The organism is Fictibacillus sp. Mic-4 (assembly GCF_049843615.1).
GTDB lineage: Bacteria > Bacillota > Bacilli > Bacillales > Fictibacillaceae > Fictibacillus_A > Fictibacillus_A gelatini.
Genome location: NZ_JBBHZM010000005.1, coordinates 1 through 19,688, shown reverse-complemented (window position 1 = coordinate 19,688; position 19,688 = coordinate 1). Strand labels below are relative to the sequence as shown.

The window sequence follows — 19,688 nt, the reverse complement described above, 5'->3', positions numbered from 1 at the left end:
TAGACTTTATGTACAGGATGAGTAGAATAGAACTGGAGTGAATATAGATGGACCATTTAACAGAAAAAACATTATCTACAGAAGAAATCTTTAAAGGTAGAATCATTGATGTCCAGGTAGATGAAGTGCTGCTTCCGGATGGAAAGAAAGGTAAGCGCGAAATTGTTAAACACCCGGGAGCGGTAGCAGTCATTGCGTTAACTCCTCATGATAAATTGTTGCTTGTGCGCCAATTCCGAAAACCGCTTGAAAAAACGATCATTGAAATTCCAGCAGGGAAGCTTGAAAAAGGGGAAGACCCAGAAGAATCCGCAAAGCGCGAGTTGCTGGAGGAGACTGGATATGAGTGCCAGACGCTTGCCCACGTTACTTCCTTTTATACAGCTCCCGGATTTTCGGATGAATTGATTCATATTTACTATACAGACACGTTGAAGGAAGCCGTTGAGCAACAAACGGATGATGATGAATTTGTGGAAGTAATCGAAGTTTCGCTTGATAAAGCGTTAAAGTATGTTGCGGATGGACAAATTTGTGACGCAAAAACAGTATTTGCCGTTCAATATTTACAACTCAAAAAAGAGATGAGAAAAAATGCTTAATCGCTATTATGCAGATCTTCACATTCATATTGGCCGCACGGATTCGGGGAAACCGGTTAAAATAACAGGGGCACGGTCATTAACGTTAAAAAATATTTTAGAAACGGCCGCAAATGTTAAAGGAATGAACATGATCGGAGTCATCGATTGTCATGTTCCAGAAATAATTGCAGAACTTGAACGGCTGATCGCTGAAGGTGAAGTCTTTGAACATGAAGAAGGCGGGGTCTGGTTTAAACATATTTGTTTAATTTTAGGATCAGAAATTGAAGTATATGACGAAAGTTGCCGCGGGCCTATTCATGTCCTTGCTTTTATGCCTAAACTCGAGAAAATGAAACAATTTAGCCACTATTTAGCGGAACGAATGAAAAATATTACATTAAGCTCGCAGCGAATCTATGAAACAGGGAAAAATCTGCAGCGGAAAGTAAAAGAGCTGGGCGGATTATTTATTCCGGCTCATGTCTTTACGCCTCATAAAAGCTTGTATGGCAAAGGAGTCTGTTCAACCCTCACTGAAGTGCTCGATCCCTTCCTTATTGATGGAATTGAGCTTGGATTAAGTTCCGACACCCACATGGCCGAGACGATTCAAGAATTAGAAAAGTATACGTTTCTATCAAATTCAGATGCGCATTCTCTAGAAAAAATCGGTAGAGAATATCAAATCGTCCAGATGGCAAAACCGACATTCAAAGAACTTGAACTTGCGCTTTTAGAAAAAGACGGCCGTAAAGTGATCGCAAACTTTGGATTAAATCCTAAATTAGGCAAGTATTATCAAACGACCTGTGAAAAATGCGGGGCTGGGTTTAACGATATTTCCACGCTTGAATGTCCCTTTTGCGGAAGCAGGCGATTTGTCAAAGGGGTGCGCGACAGGTTGTTCGAGCTTAGCGAAAGTGGAAAGCAAAAGCGGCGCGCCCGCCCGCCATATGTACATCAGGTGCCGCTTGAATTTCTCCCCTCACTTGGTAAGAAGACGCTTGAAAAACTTCGCGACCATTTTGGAACGGATATGGCGATTCTTCATGAAGTTTCAGAGACACAGTTGAAACAAGTCGTAAAGCCAGAACTAGCTACAATGATTTTAAATGCTAGAGCCGGTAAACTCCTCATTCAAACTGGAGGCGGTGGAGTTTATGGCAAAATAAAAAATTCTTAAGGAAGCGGATTCTTCTGCTTCCTTTTAAAACCTATCATATCTCCCGGCTTTTCTCATAGAATGAATTAAGAGAAAAAGGGAGGCTATCAGAATGCATGTCAATAAAATAAAAAGATCGATTCGACTGCACGTTCAAGAAAATTATTCATTGTACGCGTTTGTGACGGTTCTTTTTTTAATGGGCATTATTTTCGGAGCCGTAATTGTCAATAGTTTAACCGACGCGCAGCGGCATGATTTATTTACGTATGTATCCCGTTTTTTTGGCCAGGTATCGGACGGAAATTTTGCGCGGGCAGCAGATATGTTCCATCAGAGCTATAGCTATTACTTAAAATATGTTGCCATTATGTGGCTTCTTGGTCTTTCTGTTATCGGACTGCCCATCATTTTAATTCTTCTATTTGTGAAAGGGATCGTCGTAGGATTTACGGTTGGCTTTCTTGTCAATCAAATGGGCTGGCACGGATTTTTATTATCGTTTGTCTCTGTTCTTCCGCAAAATTTAGTTCTCGTTCCTTGCTTTATTATTGTAACAGCCGCTTCCATTTCGTTTTCTATTAAAATGATTAGAAAACAGTTTATGAAACGAACGAACGAACCTTTTTTCCCATCCTTCCTTAAGTATTCTTGTTTAATTATCGGAATGGGGATCTTTCTAATCATTGTGTCGGCATTTGAGGCGTACGTTTCACCGGGGTTAATGAAAAGTGTCATTAGTCTAACCAGATAATAATTATTATTAAAAAAGAATGGATACTACATGTAATTTAAAATTACTTTAAATTGACAGTTTTTCTTTCCATCCCTTATAATGAAAGTGGTTTATATTAAGGGAGGATAAAGGTATGGAAAGCAGACTAGACCGGATTAAAAAGCAGTTGCATTCCCAAAGTTATAAATTGACTCCACAACGAGAGGCGACGGTCCGAGTCCTCCTTGAGCATGAGGAAGATCATTTAAGTGCTGAAGATGTTTATCTTCTCGTAAAAGAAAAGTCACCGGAAATTGGTTTGGCTACCGTTTATCGAACATTGGAACTGTTGACTGAGTTAAAGGTAGTAGATAAAATTAATTTCGGGGATGGTGTGTCCCGTTATGATTTGCGTACGGAAGGTGCGGAACATTTTCATCATCACCTCGTTTGTTTAGAATGTGGAGCAGTAGATGAAATTCAAGAAGATTTACTTGGCGATGTAGAGAAAATTGTGGAAGAACGTTGGAACTTTAAAATAAAAGATCACCGTCTTACGTTTCACGGAATATGTCATCGTTGTCACGAAAAGGCGGAATCTTAAAGCTGAAACCTTTAGTGATGAAGGTTTCTTTTTGTTTTACAAAACCGGAAGAATCCGTTAACGTTAAAGAGAGTGGAAAAATTTTAGTATAATGATACTTTTTATTGGCATAACCTGTACTAATAAATAAGTTTAGGTGTCTAAGCGAAAAGTACGGGAGGAAGCCAGGCATGAAATCATGGTTAAAGCTATGCTGGAACACGGTAAAGGTTTTCATTGCGTTTTCAATTTGTACAGCGATGTTCTATTATGGACTCAGATGGCTTAATCAAGAATATGAGGACTATCATAGATACGACGAGCCAGAAGGAAAAGCGGTTAAAGTTTTTCAACTTAATCTCTCTGAAGAAGGCGGAAATAGAATGGAGCGATTGCTCTATTTTTACAAGTCGGGTGAATAAGGAGCGAAAACAAATGCGGGATCATGTCTCTGATTTTATACACTATTTAATAGTGGAACGCGGCCTTTCAACAAACACAGTTGAATCTTATAAGCGAGACTTAACCCACTATATTGAGTTCCTGCAAAAAGTAGATCAAATCTCTAGAATCAATGATGTACAAAGAGGGAACATAATGGGTTTTTTAATTCATTTGAAAGATAATGGAAAGGCTTCCGCGACGATTGCCAGACATATTGCTTCTATTCGGGCCTTTCATCAATTTTTATTAAGGGAAAAAGCGGCGGAATCCGACCCGTCCGTACATATTGAAACGCCGAAAACCGAACGGAGGCTGCCGAAAGTACTCTCCACCAAAGAAGTAGAGGCTTTGCTTGATACACCGGAACGAAATGATGCATTCGGGATTCGGGACAAAGCAATGCTGGAGCTTTTATATGCTACAGGCATACGTGTATCAGAGCTAGTCAATCTTAACTTAACCGATGTTCATTTATCGATGGGCTTTGTTCGCTGTCTTGGAAAAGGAAATAAAGAACGGATTATTCCGCTCGGTCGCATGGCCAATGAAGCAGTCGAATTGTATTTGAATAAAGGGCGCCCCGTATTGGCGAGAGGGAAACAACCGGAAGCGCTCTTTCTGAACCATCATGGCAATCGTCTATCAAGACAAGGTTTTTGGAAAATTTTAAAGCAGCTTGCGCAAAAAGCGAACATTAATAAAGAGCTAACCCCCCATACGTTACGGCATTCATTCGCTACTCATCTGCTGGAAAATGGCGCTGATTTACGGGCTGTACAAGAAATGTTAGGTCATGCGGATATTTCAACGACTCAAATATATACACATGTTTCAAAAACGCGTTTAAGGGAAATATACGCATCGTTTCATCCACGGGCATAAACATCAAATTTTATTTGTACTCTTTTTTGAAATATGAGAAAATAAAAGAGGTATAACTTTAATGAATCAGTCATGCTTTTGCAATTGCAAAAGCTGTTGTTCACCTATAAGATGTCTGACTTCTGACCTCATATGTAAATAGTTTTCTTTGTTGGACATTAGGAGATAGTAGTTTATATTGTGATTTTTATCGTAGGAGGAAAATGTATGGGTTATAAACGGTTTAAACGAGTTTTCGTTATTGTCATGGATTCAGTCGGCATAGGGGAAGCGCCTGATGCGGCAAAATTTAATGATTTGGGTGCAAATACACTTGGACATATCGCAGAAAAAATGAATGGTTTACATATGCCAAATATGGAGAAGCTCGGTTTGGGCTGTATTGAACCAATAAAAGGAATAGAAAAAGTAAAACATCCCCTCGCGCACTATGCTAAGTTACAAGAAGCTTCGAACGGGAAAGATACAATGACAGGGCATTGGGAGATTATGGGTCTTCGAATTGATACACCTTTCCAAACATTCCCTGAAGGGTTCCCTGAAGAGCTGATTAAAGAATTAGAAGAAAAAACAGGCAGAAAAGTAATTGGCAATAAACCCGCTTCCGGAACGGAAATTATTAAGGAACTGGGCGAAGAACATATGAAAACCGGTGCTTTAATCGTCTATACATCAGCAGACTCTGTTTTGCAAATTGCTGCTCACGAAGAAATTGTGCCGCTTGATGAGCTTTATAATATTTGTGAAATCGCAAGAGAAATGACAAAAAATGAGAAATATATGGTAGGACGAATTATCGCACGCCCATTTGTCGGCAAGCCGGGACAATTTGAGCGGACGGCGAATCGCCACGATTATGCGCTTAAACCGTTTGGGCGGACGGTTATGAACGAATTAAAGGACAGTGGATATGATTCAATTGCACTTGGGAAAATTTCCGATATATTCGATGGCGAAGGGGTAACTGAAACCATTCGGACAAAGTCGAATATGGATGGAATGGACCAACTCGTCAAGTCAATGGATAAAGCGTTTACAGGCTTGAATTTTTTAAACCTTGTCGATTTTGATGCCGTCTACGGTCATCGCCGCGATCCTCTAGGGTATGGCAAGGCGCTAGAAGAGTTTGACAGCCGTCTACCGGAAGTCCTTAATAAACTTCATGAGGATGATCTTTTAATTATTACCGCCGATCACGGTAACGACCCGGTTCATCATGGAACAGACCATACGAGAGAGTACGTGCCGCTTATCGTCTATTACAAAGAGATAAATGAAGGAAAAAAACTGCAAGTAAGCTCGACTTATGCCGATATCGGCGCAACAATCGCTGATAACTTCGGGATTAAAATGCCAGATAACGGAGTAAGTTTTTTAAATCAATTAAACTAGGGGGTAAACGATTATGTCACAACTTGAAAAAATAGAAAAATCGGCTCGTTTTATTGAAGAGAAATTAAAGGAAAAACCTTCTATCGGATTAATACTCGGTTCCGGGTTAGGCATTTTAGCAGATGAAATCAAAGATCCCATCAAAATTCCTTACCGAGAAATTCCGGAATTTCCGGTATCAACTGTTGAAGGTCATGCCGGCCAACTCGTCATTGGAAAACTTGAAGGCAAGCAAGTAATTGCCATGCAAGGACGCTTTCACTATTATGAAGGATACTCCATGGAAAAAGTAACCTTTCCTGTACGTGTAATGAAAGAAATCGGAGTGTCAAGCATTATTGTTACAAATGCTGCAGGTGGTGTTAATACTTCGTTCGAACCGGGAGATTTAATGTTGATCACTGATCATATTAACAATCTTGGCACAAATCCGCTTATTGGACCGAACGACAATCGACTTGGTGTTCGTTTCCCGGATATGTCTGAAGCCTACTCGAAAGAATTGCGTGAAATTGCGAGGCGGGCTGCAAAGGAGTTATCCATTTCATTAAAAGAAGGAGTCTATGTAGCGAACACAGGACCATGTTATGAGACACCTGCAGAAATTCGTATGTTAAGGGCGCTCGGGGCGGATAGCGTAGGGATGTCAACAGTTCCCGAAGTAATCGTCGCCCGCCATGCAGGAATGAAAGTACTCGGCATCTCCTGCATTTCCAACATGGCAGCAGGCATTTTGGATCAGCCACTGACCCATGATGAAGTAATGGAAACAACAGAAAAAGTAAAATCGAACTTTTTATCGCTTGTTAAACAGATTGTAAAAAGCATGTGATAACGACAAAGGGGTGCTTTTCAGATGAGAATGGTTGATTTGATTGAAAAAAAGCGCAATGGCAGGGAGCTGTCAAAAGACGAAATTAAATTTATGATCGAAAAGTATACGAACGGAGTGATCCCAGACTATCAAATGTCTGCCTTTGCCATGGCCGTTTATTTTCAGGACATGACAACGAACGAACGCGCGCATTTAACGATGGCGATGGTCGAATCGGGCGACCAAATCGATCTTTCTGCGATTGACGGAATAAAGGTTGATAAACATTCAACAGGTGGCGTCGGCGATACGACAACACTCGTTCTCGCGCCACTTGTTGCCGCCGTTGGTGTGCCGGTAGCTAAAATGTCCGGGCGTGGATTGGGGCACACGGGAGGAACGATCGATAAGCTGGAATCCGTTCCGGGATTTCATGTCGAGATTGATAACGAGGAATTCATTCGTTTAGTCAATGCCAATAAAGTGGCGGTCATTGGCCAGAGCGGAAATTTAACACCTGCGGATAAAAAATTGTATGGCCTTCGTGATGTTACCGCTACTGTTGATTCAATCCCTTTAATAGCAAGTTCGATCATGAGTAAGAAGATTGCAGCAGGTGCTGATGCGATCGTTCTTGATGTGAAAACAGGCGCCGGCGCCTTTATGAAAACGGTGGAAGAAGCCGAAGAACTGGCAAAGGCAATGGTCGAAATCGGAAATCAAGTAGGTCGGCAAACAATGGCTGTCATTTCGGATATGAGCCAGCCGCTCGGATATGCGGTCGGCAATGCCTTAGAAGTAAAAGAAGCAATCGATACGTTAAAAGGAAATGGACCGAAAGATTTGGAAGAGTTATGCCTGGCACTCGGCAGCCATATGGTTTACCTTGCTAAAAAAGCGCCGACGCATGAAGAAGCGAGAAAACAGCTAAAAGAAGCAATTGAAAATGGCAAGGCACTTGAAACATTAAAACTATTTTTAAAGGCTCAGGGAGGGGATGCATCGGTTGTCGATGATCCTTCTAAACTTCCGCAGGCTCGTTTCAAGTTTGAACTTGAAGCAAAAGAAAGCGGTTATGTCTCTGGTATTATTGCCAACGAAATCGGTACAGCGGCGATGTTGCTTGGCGCTGGACGGGCGACGAAAGAATCCGAAATAGACTTAGCTGTCGGCCTGGTGCTTCGAAAGAAAGTCGGCGATAAAGTACAACAGGGAGAGTCACTCGTTACGATTTACAGCAATAAAGAAGATGTTCAAGAAGTAGTTGGTAAACTTTACGAAGCGTATTCAATCTCATCTCAACCTGTAGAAGCTCCGCCTTTGATTTACAAAGAAATAAAAGAATAAAGACAAACACCAGGGTGAATTCACCCTGGTGTTTGTCTTTTTATTTGTATAAATAAATTATTTTTGGAAAAAATATGTTATACATGTGCAAAAAGCAAGTGGAGGCAGGTTTACAAGATTATTATCACGGAGGGAATGAGGTTATGAAACGGTACATATCAGGCATGCTAGTTTCTGTTTTATGCTTTTCGCTATTTTCAATAAAAACGGATGCAGCTGAGAAAAAAGATGATACGAGATTTGCAAAAAGCTCCATTTCCGCGGTCCTCATCGAAAGGGATACCGGACAGGTGCTTTTTGAAAAAAATGATCATAAAAAGCTGCCGCCTGCAAGCATGACGAAAATCATGACAATGACGCTAATCATGGAGGCGCTTGATCAAGGAAAAATCAAGTGGGACGACAAAGTTGCGGTAAGTGAGCATGCCGCCTCAATGGGGGGCTCACAAATCTTTCTTGAACCCGGTGAAAAAATGACGGTGAGAGATTTATTGAAAGGGATCGCGATCGGCAGCGCGAACGATGCATCTGTCGCCATGGCCGAGCATATTGCAGGATCGGAATCCGCCTTTGTCGATATGATGAACCGGAAAGCAAAAGAACTTGGTTTAAAAGAAACGTTCTTTAAAAATCCAACCGGCTTACCGGCAGCAGGCCATTATTCGAGTGCTTATGATATGGCGCTTATGGGCAAAGAGCTTTTGAAACATGAGGAAATTACGCAATTTACTAGCCAATATGAGGATTATTTGCGTGAGAACAGTGATAAAAAGTTCTGGCTTGTCAACACGAACCGTCTCGTGAAATTTTACCCTGGGGTTGACGGCTTAAAAACGGGCTTTACAAATGAAGCAAAATATTGTTTAACAGCGACCGCAAAGAAAAATGGAATGCGAGTGATTGCCGTCGTGATGGGGGCGCCGACTCCGAAAGAAAGAAATAAAGAGATTACCGAAATGTTTGATTACGCATTCGGTCATTATGCAACAAAAAAACTATTTGACCGCCATCAAATTGTGAAAGAAATTAAAATTTCAAAAGGAAATAAACATAAACTTCCTGTAGTGACGTCTGAAACTATCTCTTTACTATTGAAAAAAGGTGAAGAGACGAGCAAAGTGAGAAAAGAAATAAAAACGGATAAAAACTTGTCATTGCCAATTAAAAAAGGGGATGAAGTCGGGACGCTTAAAATCTATAAAAACGGCAAAATAGTGACGAAAAGCCCCCTTCTGGCCTCGGATAATATTCAAAGCGCTTCCTGGTGGAAACTGTTTAAACGTACATTAGGTGATTTTGTCAAAGTAAAAGGTGACGGTACTTGACAGAAAGAAGCGAATTCACACTAGTTTTGTCACTGTGAAGGAATTTGGAGGCTCATTATAGAAGATTCACATATCCAAGCATAAGGAGGAGAGGAATGTGAGTCTTCACATCGACATGGAAATTAAAGATAACGTATTATGTATCCGGCTTGAAGGTGAACTGGACCATCATACAGCCGATTTACTTCGAAACAAGGTCAATGAAACATTAGAAGAAAGCGCCATCAGGCATATTGTCCTCAACTTAGAAGGATTGGATTTTATGGATAGTTCAGGGCTTGGTGTCATCCTCGGCCGATACAAACAGATTAAAAGCCAAAATGGCGAAATGGTCGTTTGTGCAATATCTCCTTCGGTCAAGCGGCTTTTCGAAATGTCGGGTCTCTTTAAAATTGTCCGGCTTGAAGAAAATGAAAAATATGCCCTCGAAACATTGGGGGTGGCTTAATATGAAAAACGAAATGAAACTCGAATTTTCAAGTTTAAGCCAGAATGAATCGTTTGCACGCGTGACAGTGGCAGCATTTATCGCCCAATTAGATCCAACTGTTGATGAACTCACTGAAATTAAAACTGTGGTATCGGAGGCAGTAACTAACGCCATAATTCACGGATACGAAAATAACCCAAATGGCGTAGTGTACATTACAGTCGAACTTGATGAAGACCGTGTCAAGTTAACGATTCGTGATGAAGGCGTCGGAATCAAAAATCTGGATGAAGCAAGACAGCCTTTATACACGTCCAAGCCGGAATTAGAACGGTCAGGCATGGGCTTTACCATAATGGAAAACTTTATGGACGAGGTCGAAGTTATTTCAGAACCGTCGTTTGGCACCACGATTCACTTAACCAAATACCTTGCAAAAAATAAAGCGTTATGCAATTAAGGGGTATGCCTTATGGATGTTGAGGTTAAAGGCAACAAAAACGAACCTTATTTAAAAGACGAAGAAATTAAACAGCTTATAAAGAAAAGCCAGGAAGGCGACCAATCGGCAAGAGAAATGATTGTCGAAAAAAACATGCGACTCGTATGGTCTGTCGTTCAACGTTTTTTAAATCGTGGCTATGAACCGGATGACCTATTCCAAATTGGCAGCATCGGATTGTTAAAATCGGTCGATAAATTTGATTTATCGTATGATGTTCGCTTCTCGACTTATGCGGTACCGATGATCATTGGAGAAATTCAACGATTTATCCGGGATGATGGAACGGTGAAAGTGTCAAGATCCCTTAAAGAGATGGGGAATAAAGTACGTAAAGTGAAGGACGAACTTTCAAAGACGCTTGGACGCACCCCGACTGTTAACGAGATTGCGGAAAAATTAGAAATTACGGCAGAAGATGTTGTTCTGGCGCAGGAGGCGGTTAGAGCCCCAACCTCCATTCATGAAACCGTCTATGAAAACGATGGCGACCCGATTACATTGCTTGATCAAATTGCGGACCATTCGGAAAATAAATGGTTTGATAAAATTGCGCTACAGGAAGCGATTGAAGCGCTGGATGAGCGGGAAAAGCTCATTGTTTATTTGCGCTATTATAAAGATCAAACACAATCAGAGGTGGCACAGCGGCTTGGCATATCACAAGTTCAAGTGTCGCGTCTTGAAAAAAAGATATTGCTCTATATGAAAAACCAGATGGAAACATAGTTTCCATCTGGTTTTTCTATATTCAATCAAACGTAAGCTGAATAATTCAAATCGAGAAAAGCATACTAAACATATAGCTTGAGGGCGAAAGTAGGTAGTATAGATATGGAAAATTTAACGGTTTATATCCGAATGAGACAGCGCGTCCAGGTTGTTCCAAACCAGAAGGTCACACTTAGCGAAATCGCTCAAATTGTCGCTCCCGGCGAAATACATAAAAAAGTAAAGGCGTTAATCATTCACCACGTAAAACCGGAAGACAAGCATCTCATTGTCATCGATGTCATCAAAGTAATTCAACATATTCATAATGTCTATGAGTCGATCGATGTGCAAACGGTTGGACCGGCGCAAACGATATTAGAAATCCAATATGAAAAAAAGAAGCTTGCCCCCGTCTATTTCCTTCTTGTCTGGCTGCTTCTGTTTTTCGGTTCATCACTTGCAATTATGAATTTTCATGAAGATGTCAGTATGGGGATTGTCCATAAAAAAATTTATTACATGATAACAGGGGAACAAAATAACCGCCCCCTTTTATTGCAAATCCCTTATTCGTTTGGACTTGGCATTGGGATGATTCTCTTTTTCAACCATTTATTTAAAAAACGATTTAATGAAGAACCAAGCCCGCTCGAAGTAGAAATGTTTAATTATCAACAAGATTTGGATCAATATGTCATCGTACATGAAAACAAGGAGACGGAAAAGAAATTGCATGATACTTAATATCCTTATTACCATATTTATCGGCTTTGCCGGAGGGATTGCGGTGGGATCGGGATTTGTCGCCTTTTTAACTGTTCTAGGAATTGTCCCCCGGCTTATGCAATTGAGTAAAACGTATTCACGTATTCGCAGTTATGAAGCGAGTGTTACGTTAGGCGCTATTATTGGCGGCTGGATGAATTTGCGTCATTTGACGTTTTCCATGTCCCCGCTCTTGCTTATTCCAATCGGCTTGTTTTTTGGCGTTTTTATTGGAATGCTGGCCGCTGCTTTGACGGAAGTGCTCAATGTTTTGCCTATTTTGGCTAAAAGGATTGGATTTGAAGAGAAACTGATTATTATTTTAATGGCCATCGTATTCGGAAAAGTATTTGGATCACTTTTTCATTGGGTCTATTATGTAAACCATTAAATAGGGAGGCACCATGAAGAAGAAGCGCGTTATTTTCATAACCGATGGCGATCTTTATGCGTTAAAGGCCGCGGAACTCGTTGCAAAGAAGATAGGAGGACGATGCATATCAGCATCAATGGGCAATCCGACCAGAATTACGGGGGGAGAATTGATCCGTTTTATTCAAGAGACTCCGTATGACCCTGTGCTTGTCTTATTTGATGATTGTGGACAAAAAGGGGAGGGGCCAGGCGAGCGAGCGATGCGTGACATTTGCCGCCACCCACAAATAGAAGTTCTCGGTGCGGTCGCCGTGGCTTCGAAAACCCATTATGCCGAATGGACAAAGGTAGATTTCAGTATCGATCGTTATGGTAATTTAACCGAATACGGAATTGATAAAAGCGGTTTGCCCGATTTAGAAATGGGAAGAATTAACGGAGACACCGTATATATTCTCGATGAATTAGATTTGCCTATTGTCATCGGTGTTGGCGATATAGGTAAAATGGCCGGGTATGATTCAGTAGAAAAAGGAGCACCGATCACGACCCAGGCAATCCAAATGATATTAGAAAGGAGTGGCGTAAGTGGCACAAAAGAAAGCAAAAATACCAATCAGCAAGAAAATTGAAGAAAATGAAGAACTGTTGAAAAAACGGCTCGGAATAGGGGAAACCTTTGATGTCGGCGTTCGCAAATTGCTTTTGCTGAAAACAAAAGTGCAGCTCTATTATTGCAACGGGCTTTGCGATACGACTTATATCATTCAAATTATGAGGGAATTTATGCTAATGAACAACCAGCATAAAAGTCCCCATAGTGTAAAAGAGGTCATACATAATCATATTACTCATGAACAAGTAGAACTGACGGATAATATGGATGAAGCGGTTGATCGATTGCTCTCCGGATTAATCCTTATTTTTGTAGATGGCGAGGATGAAGTATTTATTGTTGATGTCCGTAGTTACCCTGGTAGGAATCCGGAAGAACCGGATACAGAAAAAGTTGTCAGGGGGTCAAGGGACGGGTACACCGAAAATATTATCATCAATACAGCATTAACGAGAAGAAGGCTAAGAGATGAAAGGCTTCGAAATGAAATTGTACAGGTTGGGGAACGGTCAAAAACGGATATTTGTATTTCCTATTTAAAAGATGTTGCAGATCCCGGATTAATAAAATTGATTAAAAAAGAAATAAGCACAATTAGCATCGACGGTATTCCAATGGCGGACAAGACGATTGAAGAATATCTTGTCAAGCAAGGATTCAATCCATTTCCAATGGCCCGTTATACTGAACGTCCCGACGTTGCCGTTCAGCACCTTTTAGAAGGGCACGTGCTTGTGATGGTTGATACGTCCCCAAGCGTTTTAATCACCCCGACGACTTATTTTCACCATGTTCAGCACGCGGAGGAGTTCCGTCAAACTCCGCTGACCGGGGCATTTGAAAGATGGTTTCGTTTTATCGGCATCCTTGCTGCCATCATGCTTGTTCCACTCTGGTATTTATATGTGCAGGATCCGCATTTGCTTCCAAAAGGCCTGGAATTTATCGGTCCAAACAAACACGGCCATTTGCCGATCTTTCTTCAGTTATTATTAGCTGAAGTCGGAATTCATTTATTGCGGCTTGCGGCCATCCATACTCCAAATGCCCTTGCTACTTCCATGGGATTAGTTGCGGCAGTGCTCATTGGACAAATCGCCATCAGTGTCGGAGTTTTCGTTCCTGAAGTCATTTTATACAGTTCTGTTTCAGCCATCGGAACGTTTGTCACTCCAAGTGTGGAATTAGGATTGGCGAATGATCTTTTTCGGATATTGCTGCTTTTACTTGTCGCGATTTTCCACGTTCCGGGCTATGTTATTGGCTTGACGCTGTTTATTATTTTTATTGCGAATATGAAAAATTTAAATACACCGTATTTATGGCCGTTTATGCCATTTAACGCGAAGGCGCTGCTTACAATTATTATGCGGGTGGCCGTACCGATGACAAAAATGAGGCCAAGTATTTTACATCCGCAAAATCCGAAAAGAACATCAAATTAAGCCTTGCACAATTAGGGGAATGTATGTTAAAGTTTTTCATAATAATTAAATATGCCTCATTCTTCGCAATGGGGTAGAGGCGCAAAGCGAATGAGTACGATTATGAAGTGAATGGACACGATGAAGTAATCGGAAAGGTCAATTTGCCGAAGTGTAAAATGGGTCCATGCCATTTTATGCTGGGTCGTTGTCAAATAGGCAACGGACTGTCACTACAAATTACGTAGTGGAGAGCTATTCCGACAATGAGGGTACGGGTTCAAGACAGTTAATGTACCTTTTTTGGCATTAGCTGTCTTTTCATTTTTCGTCGGATTGAATCTCTATATTTTCGGAGAGGAGATTGGTCAATGTTTTTACATGGAACAAGTTTGATTAATGAAAAAGGGCATTTAACGATTGGGTCAGTAGATACAATTGAATTGGCAAAAAAATACGGTACGCCTTTATATATATATGATGTTGCGCTAATAAGACAGAGGGCAAGAGCGTTTAAAGAAGCTTTCCAGGTTCATGGCGTTACAGCGCAAGTGGCGTATGCAAGCAAAGCGTTTTCTTGCATTGCGATGGTTCAACTAATGGAAGAAGAAGGGCTTAGCCTTGACGTTGTATCCGGTGGAGAACTTTATACAGCGATCCATGCGGGATTCCCGACGGAAAAAATCCATTTTCATGGCAACAATAAAAGTTATGCAGAATTGGAGTTTGCGTTAAAAGAGAATATCGGCTGTTTTGTTGTCGATAATTTTCACGAACTATCGATGCTCCATGAGCTTTGTGAAAGATATGATAAGAAGACGCAAATTTTGCTCAGAGTGACCCCGGGCATTGAAGCACATACCCATGAATATATTTTAACTGGACAGGAAGATTCGAAATTTGGCTTTGATTTGCAAAATGGACAGGCAGAAGAAGCGATGCTATATGCTCTAAAACACTCAAAACGCCTTCATCTGGCAGGAATTCATTGCCATATTGGCTCGCAAATCTTTGAAACGACAGGATTTGTTTTAGCGATTGAAAAATTATTTGACTATTTGGCCCGCTGGCATAGTCAGCACTCTTACTTTCCGGAAGTGCTTAATTTAGGTGGCGGATTCGGCATACGATATACGTCTGAAGACCAACCGCTTGAGCCGCGTGTGTATATCGATGCGATGGTTCAAGAAGTGAAAAAGCATACAAAAAAATTAGGGGCAGAATGTCCGGAAATATGGATCGAACCAGGAAGATCGCTTGTCGGGGACGCCGGAACGACAATTTATTCCATCGGTTCGCAAAAGGACATTCCGGAAGTCCGCCATTACGTCTCAGTCGATGGAGGAATGAGCGACAATATTCGTCCGGCGTTATATCAGGCTCGTTATGAAGCTATGGTTGCAAATAAAGCGTTTGCCCCATACACGAAGACCGTCTCAATCGCTGGAAAGTGCTGTGAATCAGGTGATATGCTCATTTGGGATTTGAAATTGCCTGAAGTGGAAGCAAATGATATTTTAGCTGTTTTTTGCACGGGCGCATACGGTTATTCGATGGCCAACAATTACAATCGACTGCCAAGACCGGCTGTTGTTTTTGTAGAAAACGGAGAAGAACAGATCGTCGTCAAACGAGAAACATATGAAAACATTATCCAGCAAGATGTTCCTTTAAGAAAAGGTGCGCTTGTTTAAAGTTAAAAAAGAGACAATAGATGTTGTCTCTTTTTTGCCTTTGGCTATTTTATGGTATGATAGAGAAGATCTATTACAAAGGAGAGATGTAATTATGGCTAAAAAAGGATACATACTAATGCTTGATGGAGATAAAATCGAATTCGAATTATTTCCTAACGAAGCACCGGGGACGGTCGCCAATTTTGAGAAATTAGCAAATGAAGGATTCTACAATGGTCTTACTTTCCACCGCGTGATTCCGGGCTTTGTAAGTCAAGGTGGTTGCCCTCACGGAACAGGAACTGGCGGACCGGGTTATACAATTAAATGCGAAACAGAAGGAAATCCGCACAAACATGTTCCAGGCGCTCTTTCTATGGCTCATGCAGGAAAAGATACCGGGGGAAGCCAATTTTTCATCGTTCATGAAGCTCAACCTCATTTAAACGGCGTTCATACCGTTTTTGGCCAGGTGACTTCAGGAATGGACACGGTGCTAAACATGAGAAACGGCGATACAATGGAGAAAGTCGTCGTATTTGATGAGTAAAAGTGAGAAGAGGATACCCTGAAATCAGGATATCCTCTTTTTTAGGGTATTCTCCTGTCTGCTTTTTGTTTTTTCTGCTTTAGCCTTTCTTCAATCACATCTGTACGGTCTCTTAGCTTATGTTTATGGATAATGTATTTATTATTGAAATCACTTTCAGAGCCCCATCGAAGTCCGGTTTGTTGAAGTATTCTTTCACATTCTTTTCGTAAACCAAGATCTAAAAGGGGTAAATTCATGTCGGAATATACCTCGTCGTTTTCAATTTCGATGTCCCTTTTCGTTAGCAATTCCATTAAGGCCTCGTAATGTAAGCCATAACGGGAGAGCTCTTCCTTTTGATTGGAAAGAATACGAATAGCGCTCTTTATCATGCGAAGAGCACCGGTTTTGTTTCCGCGGCGCTGATGATAAAGAGAGACCGCAATTTGAATAAGGCCGACCCAAACGCTATTTTGTGCACCTTCGTTTTTCCAATGTTCTTCAAGTACTTCATGGCATTCAAAATAGTCTCTGTTCCCATGAAAATAGGTAAGGTAATCAATGAGTGCTTTTGGATACACGTTCATTCCCCTTTCTTTCCCAGTTTATCAAAAACGGAGCACACTTGCTAAAGATTTTCTTTTTTACATTAGAGGAAAGCCATTTTTTTCAGTTGAAACGGTATACATAATAACAGACTAAATTGAGCAAAGGAGTGGGATATTTGATCATTCGGACCATCCCAACGCACGAAGATATAGAGTCCGGACGGCTAGCCGGTCAAACGGTCATTGTCATTGATGTACTCAGAGCGTCAACGACAATTGCTGCTGCGTTCGATGCTGGTTTTTCTACTGTTATCACGGTTGAAACTGAGCAAGAGGCCTTATCGTTAAAAAGTGAAAATACCATTTTAGCCGGAGAGAGGCATTGTGAAAAAAGAAAAGGCTTTGATTACAACAATTCGCCTACAGAGATATGTAAAAAGAGGCATGACGGAGAAAGTTTAATTCTTATGACGACGAATGGAACAAAAACGATAAAAAAAGCTGAATTGGCTGATCATGTGTTGATCGGATCCTTTCTTAATGCATCCAGTTGCGCTAAAAAAGCGCTTGCTTTTTCATGTGATATTACGATTTGCTGTGCGGGGACACGAGGTGAATTTGCTTTAGAAGATGGCCTTGCCGCGGGATACATGATTCACTTGCTAAAGAAAAGGACGGATCCCGTTCACGTTTGCGATTTTTCCGAAATGCTGGAAGCCTCTTATCTTCAGTTAGCCAATCAGCTGCCTGAACGTTTATTAACAACAACAACCGGAAGACGATTAGTTTCAAAAAATTATATAGACGATATCCAATTCGCAGGAAGATTAAATCGATTAAATATTGTCCCCTTTGTCAAAGAAAATAGAATACTTCCTTCTGTATCTTCATAAATGTGAAGAGAGGATATGGACAGGGGTTGTGATCAATGCATATATTGTCAGGAGAATTTGCGCTCGTTCTTTTAATCATTATAGGTTTAATTGGCAGGTCTCCGATTATTGCGACCGCGGCAAGTTTATTATTAGTATTGAAACTTACTTCATTAGAGCGTTTTTTTCCGGCAGTTGAACGGCGCGGAATGGAACTCGGTCTTCTATTTTTAACAATTTCTGTTTTAGTGCCTTTCGCCAGCGAGAAAATTAGTGGCAAGGATGTTATTGCGCTTGTTACGACACTTTCAGGAGTAGTAGCACTGGCTGGCGGGGCACTTGCGACATATATGAATGGAAAAGGGCTCGAAATGCTCAGGGTTGAACCTCAATTAATTGTTGGTCTTGTCGTGGGATCGATTATTGGCATTGTTTTTTTACGAGGAATTCCCGTCGGCCCTCTTATGGCAGCGGCTATTACTGCGTTATTAATGAAATTGATCTACCTTATAACAAAACTTTTTAATTAATTTGTTGGCACCCTTTTTTTAAAGAGAGTAGTTAAACGCTCTTTCTCTCCGGCTGCTCCTTTTTTTGTTTTTCCCGGCTTGATCATAAAAAACGCAAGGATCAACGTCAAGATGCATAAGCCTGCCATACTGAAAAAAACGGTCTTATGGGAAATTTTCATCAACCAGCTAAAAAGAGGAGGACCAAAAGCAACGCCAAGAAAACGAACGCTTCCATATAAAGAAGTAATCATCCCGCGTTCCGCTTTTTCTACAGCACCTGTAATTAGTGTATTTAAACAGGGGAGCAGAAGTCCCGTACCGATGCTTCCAATCGTGATCAAGCCGATCATAAGGTGAATTTGTTTAAAAAAGGCAACGGCGAACATAGAAGCTGTTAAAAGGACAAGGCCAGAAATCATAACTTTTCGAATAAGGGGTTTGTTTTGTTTAATTTTTGCGCCAGTAATGTACGATGTAACGACCATGCCCATAAGTGGAATAGCTAAAATGCTGCCCTTAAGAATGCCATCTACTTTAAAGATTGCTTCAAGAACATCCGACAAATAAAATAGAATGCCAAATAAAATAAATAAACCGGTTGAACCAACAAAAAAGGCTGGAATAAGCCATTTCCCTTTTTGTTTAAAAATTTTTTTCAAGGCGGTTAAATATTCTGGCAGCGGTTTTCCCTGTGCTTTTTTCTTTTCTTTAACACCAAACCAAACAAAAAGGGCCAACAGAAAGCATAATACGGGAAACGTAAAAAATACCGCAAACCATGTGATAAGGGCAATCGAAGAACCGATGATTGGCGATAAAATTTTCCCAAAGCCGTTTGATGACTCGTTAATGCCAAGCGCCTTGCTTTCCTGTGCCCCGGAATATAGATCACCGATGAGAGCCATTGCAATTGGTGACGTGCCTGCCGCTCCTAATCCTTGAATTATTCTGCCAAGAAGAATGACGGAATAAGAATTGTCCATTAACCATGCGGCTAAACCTGAAATAATTCCGCCAATGCCGTAAACGATTAAAGAAGGAACAATAACGAGCTTTCGGCCAAATCGATCAGATAAGTAGCCAACAACAGGAATAATAATGCCTGCAGCGAGTGAGAACATAGTTATGATCAGGCTTACTTGAAATTGACTTAAGTGCAATTTCGCTTTCATTGTGGGAAGAACAGGTACTAACATAGAATTTCCCAAAACCATTACTAATGGGATCAAGCTAATGGCAATCATTGCCGAGATTCCTTGTTTTTGAGACATTTTTAATACGTCCTCCAATTAAATAATTATCCTCCTTATACCCTCTCCTTTTACCTTGTTTTTATTCTGTCGGGTAGAAATTTACAAAGCCGCTCGTTTTAGCGGCTTTGTATTTGAATATTAAGTTGTGACCGAGTTTGAACGTTTTAAAGGAAATGTATCATAGCGAAGCCCTCTTCGCAAACATTCTAAATTAATGG

Annotated in this window: 23 protein-coding genes and 1 riboswitch; of the genes, 21 read left to right on the top strand and 2 right to left on the bottom strand. The window is 40.9% G+C overall.

What is annotated here, in order from left to right; all coding sequences use genetic code 11:
* Window positions 1-47: 47 nt before the first annotated feature.
* From WD019_RS05760 to WD019_RS05670, 19 genes are all read left to right on the top strand, one after another.
* Window positions 48-602, top strand: a complete 555-nt coding sequence (locus WD019_RS05760; protein WP_425710897.1) for an NUDIX domain-containing protein — start codon at window positions 48-50, stop codon at window positions 600-602.
* Complete coding sequence (locus WD019_RS05755) at window positions 595-1,770, top strand: endonuclease Q family protein (RefSeq protein ID WP_425710896.1); 1,176 nt, start codon at window positions 595-597, stop codon at window positions 1,768-1,770. Before WD019_RS05760 ends, WD019_RS05755 begins: the two co-directional genes overlap by 8 nt.
* Window positions 1,771-1,861: 91 nt before the next feature.
* The gene (spoIIM, locus tag WD019_RS05750; RefSeq protein WP_026676885.1) at window positions 1,862-2,503 is read left to right on the top strand and encodes a stage II sporulation protein M; all 642 of its coding nucleotides are present in this window, start codon (window positions 1,862-1,864) and stop codon (window positions 2,501-2,503) included.
* A gap of 115 nt (window positions 2,504-2,618) precedes the next feature.
* Complete coding sequence (locus WD019_RS05745; protein ID WP_026676886.1) at window positions 2,619-3,068, top strand: Fur family transcriptional regulator; 450 nt, start codon at window positions 2,619-2,621, stop codon at window positions 3,066-3,068.
* A gap of 170 nt (window positions 3,069-3,238) precedes the next feature.
* On the top strand, window positions 3,239-3,469 hold the full coding sequence (locus WD019_RS05740; RefSeq protein ID WP_026676887.1) for a YqzK family protein: 231 nt from the start codon (window positions 3,239-3,241) through the stop codon (window positions 3,467-3,469).
* A gap of 13 nt (window positions 3,470-3,482) precedes the next feature.
* Window positions 3,483-4,373, top strand: coding sequence for a site-specific tyrosine recombinase XerD (xerD, locus tag WD019_RS05735; RefSeq protein ID WP_425710895.1), 891 nt, complete (start codon window positions 3,483-3,485; stop codon window positions 4,371-4,373).
* 207 nt (window positions 4,374-4,580) lie between these two features.
* On the top strand, window positions 4,581-5,765 hold the full coding sequence (gene deoB, locus WD019_RS05730; protein WP_026676889.1) for a phosphopentomutase: 1,185 nt from the start codon (window positions 4,581-4,583) through the stop codon (window positions 5,763-5,765).
* Between the two features lie 13 nt (window positions 5,766-5,778).
* The gene (locus WD019_RS05725) at window positions 5,779-6,597 is read left to right on the top strand and encodes a purine-nucleoside phosphorylase (protein ID WP_026676890.1); all 819 of its coding nucleotides are present in this window, start codon (window positions 5,779-5,781) and stop codon (window positions 6,595-6,597) included.
* 24 nt (window positions 6,598-6,621) lie between these two features.
* A complete protein-coding gene (locus tag WD019_RS05720) occupies window positions 6,622-7,926 on the top strand; it encodes a pyrimidine-nucleoside phosphorylase (RefSeq protein ID WP_026676891.1) in 1,305 nt (434 codons plus the stop codon).
* A 143-nt stretch (window positions 7,927-8,069) separates the two neighbouring features.
* The gene (locus WD019_RS05715) at window positions 8,070-9,251 is read left to right on the top strand and encodes a D-alanyl-D-alanine carboxypeptidase family protein (RefSeq protein ID WP_026676892.1); all 1,182 of its coding nucleotides are present in this window, start codon (window positions 8,070-8,072) and stop codon (window positions 9,249-9,251) included.
* Window positions 9,252-9,348: 97 nt separating this feature from the next.
* Window positions 9,349-9,699, top strand: coding sequence for an anti-sigma F factor antagonist (spoIIAA, locus tag WD019_RS05710; protein WP_026676893.1), 351 nt, complete (start codon window positions 9,349-9,351; stop codon window positions 9,697-9,699).
* 1 nt (window position 9,700) lies between these two features.
* Window positions 9,701-10,141, top strand: coding sequence for an anti-sigma F factor (spoIIAB, locus tag WD019_RS05705; protein ID WP_026676894.1), 441 nt, complete (start codon window positions 9,701-9,703; stop codon window positions 10,139-10,141).
* A gap of 12 nt (window positions 10,142-10,153) precedes the next feature.
* Entirely contained in the window at window positions 10,154-10,912 is a 759-nt protein-coding gene (sigF, locus tag WD019_RS05700; protein ID WP_026676895.1) for an RNA polymerase sporulation sigma factor SigF, read from the top strand.
* A gap of 105 nt (window positions 10,913-11,017) precedes the next feature.
* Complete coding sequence (locus WD019_RS05695) at window positions 11,018-11,641, top strand: stage V sporulation protein AA (protein WP_026676896.1); 624 nt, start codon at window positions 11,018-11,020, stop codon at window positions 11,639-11,641.
* Complete coding sequence (locus WD019_RS05690) at window positions 11,631-12,053, top strand: stage V sporulation protein AB (RefSeq protein WP_026676897.1); 423 nt, start codon at window positions 11,631-11,633, stop codon at window positions 12,051-12,053. The genes WD019_RS05695 and WD019_RS05690 overlap by 11 nt, the downstream gene beginning before the upstream one ends.
* Window positions 12,054-12,066: 13 nt before the next feature.
* Window positions 12,067-12,669, top strand: a complete 603-nt coding sequence (locus tag WD019_RS05685) for a stage V sporulation protein AE (protein WP_035350223.1) — start codon at window positions 12,067-12,069, stop codon at window positions 12,667-12,669.
* A complete protein-coding gene (locus tag WD019_RS05680; protein WP_026676898.1) occupies window positions 12,626-14,098 on the top strand; it encodes a spore germination protein in 1,473 nt (490 codons plus the stop codon). Before WD019_RS05685 ends, WD019_RS05680 begins: the two co-directional genes overlap by 44 nt.
* Before the next feature lie 66 nt (window positions 14,099-14,164).
* A riboswitch (Lysine riboswitch) is annotated at window positions 14,165-14,343 on the top strand.
* Between the two features lie 105 nt (window positions 14,344-14,448).
* Window positions 14,449-15,771 (top strand): diaminopimelate decarboxylase, encoded by a 1,323-nt coding sequence (gene lysA / locus WD019_RS05675; protein WP_026676899.1) that lies wholly within the window; start codon window positions 14,449-14,451, stop codon window positions 15,769-15,771.
* Between the two features lie 94 nt (window positions 15,772-15,865).
* Window positions 15,866-16,303, top strand: coding sequence for a peptidylprolyl isomerase (locus tag WD019_RS05670; RefSeq protein ID WP_026676900.1), 438 nt, complete (start codon window positions 15,866-15,868; stop codon window positions 16,301-16,303).
* A gap of 41 nt (window positions 16,304-16,344) precedes the next feature.
* Here WD019_RS05670 and WD019_RS05665 read toward each other — a convergent pair whose 3' ends face one another.
* On the bottom strand, window positions 16,345-16,866 hold the full coding sequence (locus WD019_RS05665) for a DUF309 domain-containing protein (RefSeq protein ID WP_026676901.1): 522 nt from the start codon (window positions 16,864-16,866) through the stop codon (window positions 16,345-16,347).
* 143 nt (window positions 16,867-17,009) lie between these two features.
* On the opposite strand from WD019_RS05665, the gene WD019_RS05660 reads away from it, so the two are divergent.
* A complete protein-coding gene (locus tag WD019_RS05660; protein ID WP_425710894.1) occupies window positions 17,010-17,726 on the top strand; it encodes a 2-phosphosulfolactate phosphatase in 717 nt (238 codons plus the stop codon).
* Window positions 17,727-17,767: 41 nt separating this feature from the next.
* On the top strand, window positions 17,768-18,235 hold the full coding sequence (locus WD019_RS05655; protein ID WP_026676903.1) for a DUF441 domain-containing protein: 468 nt from the start codon (window positions 17,768-17,770) through the stop codon (window positions 18,233-18,235).
* Here WD019_RS05655 and WD019_RS05650 read toward each other — a convergent pair.
* Window positions 18,232-19,488 (bottom strand): MFS transporter, encoded by a 1,257-nt coding sequence (locus WD019_RS05650; RefSeq protein WP_425710893.1) that lies wholly within the window; start codon window positions 19,486-19,488, stop codon window positions 18,232-18,234. The genes WD019_RS05655 and WD019_RS05650 overlap by 4 nt on opposite strands.
* Window positions 19,489-19,688 lie beyond the last annotated feature (200 nt).

Excerpts from the sequence above, each read along its gene's own strand:
- WD019_RS05760 (WP_425710897.1), top strand. The coding sequence starts at position 48 with ATGGACCATTTAACAGAAAAAACATTATCTACAGAAGAAATCTTTAAA.
- WD019_RS05755 (WP_425710896.1), top strand. The coding sequence starts at position 595 with ATGCTTAATCGCTATTATGCAGATCTTCACATTCATATTGGCCGCACG.
- spoIIM (WP_026676885.1), top strand. The coding sequence starts at position 1,862 with ATGCATGTCAATAAAATAAAAAGATCGATTCGACTGCACGTTCAAGAA.
- WD019_RS05745 (WP_026676886.1), top strand. The coding sequence starts at position 2,619 with ATGGAAAGCAGACTAGACCGGATTAAAAAGCAGTTGCATTCCCAAAGT.
- WD019_RS05740 (WP_026676887.1), top strand. The coding sequence starts at position 3,239 with ATGAAATCATGGTTAAAGCTATGCTGGAACACGGTAAAGGTTTTCATT.
- xerD (WP_425710895.1), top strand. The coding sequence starts at position 3,483 with ATGCGGGATCATGTCTCTGATTTTATACACTATTTAATAGTGGAACGC.
- deoB (WP_026676889.1), top strand. The coding sequence starts at position 4,581 with ATGGGTTATAAACGGTTTAAACGAGTTTTCGTTATTGTCATGGATTCA.
- WD019_RS05725 (WP_026676890.1), top strand. The coding sequence starts at position 5,779 with ATGTCACAACTTGAAAAAATAGAAAAATCGGCTCGTTTTATTGAAGAG.
- WD019_RS05720 (WP_026676891.1), top strand. The coding sequence starts at position 6,622 with ATGAGAATGGTTGATTTGATTGAAAAAAAGCGCAATGGCAGGGAGCTG.
- WD019_RS05715 (WP_026676892.1), top strand. The coding sequence starts at position 8,070 with ATGAAACGGTACATATCAGGCATGCTAGTTTCTGTTTTATGCTTTTCG.
- spoIIAB (WP_026676894.1), top strand. The coding sequence starts at position 9,701 with ATGAAAAACGAAATGAAACTCGAATTTTCAAGTTTAAGCCAGAATGAA.
- sigF (WP_026676895.1), top strand. The coding sequence starts at position 10,154 with ATGGATGTTGAGGTTAAAGGCAACAAAAACGAACCTTATTTAAAAGAC.
- WD019_RS05695 (WP_026676896.1), top strand. The coding sequence starts at position 11,018 with ATGGAAAATTTAACGGTTTATATCCGAATGAGACAGCGCGTCCAGGTT.
- WD019_RS05690 (WP_026676897.1), top strand. The coding sequence starts at position 11,631 with ATGATACTTAATATCCTTATTACCATATTTATCGGCTTTGCCGGAGGG.
- WD019_RS05685 (WP_035350223.1), top strand. The coding sequence starts at position 12,067 with ATGAAGAAGAAGCGCGTTATTTTCATAACCGATGGCGATCTTTATGCG.
- lysA (WP_026676899.1), top strand. The coding sequence starts at position 14,449 with ATGTTTTTACATGGAACAAGTTTGATTAATGAAAAAGGGCATTTAACG.
- WD019_RS05670 (WP_026676900.1), top strand. The coding sequence starts at position 15,866 with ATGGCTAAAAAAGGATACATACTAATGCTTGATGGAGATAAAATCGAA.
- WD019_RS05650 (WP_425710893.1), bottom strand. The coding sequence starts at position 19,488 with ATGTCTCAAAAACAAGGAATCTCGGCAATGATTGCCATTAGCTTGATC.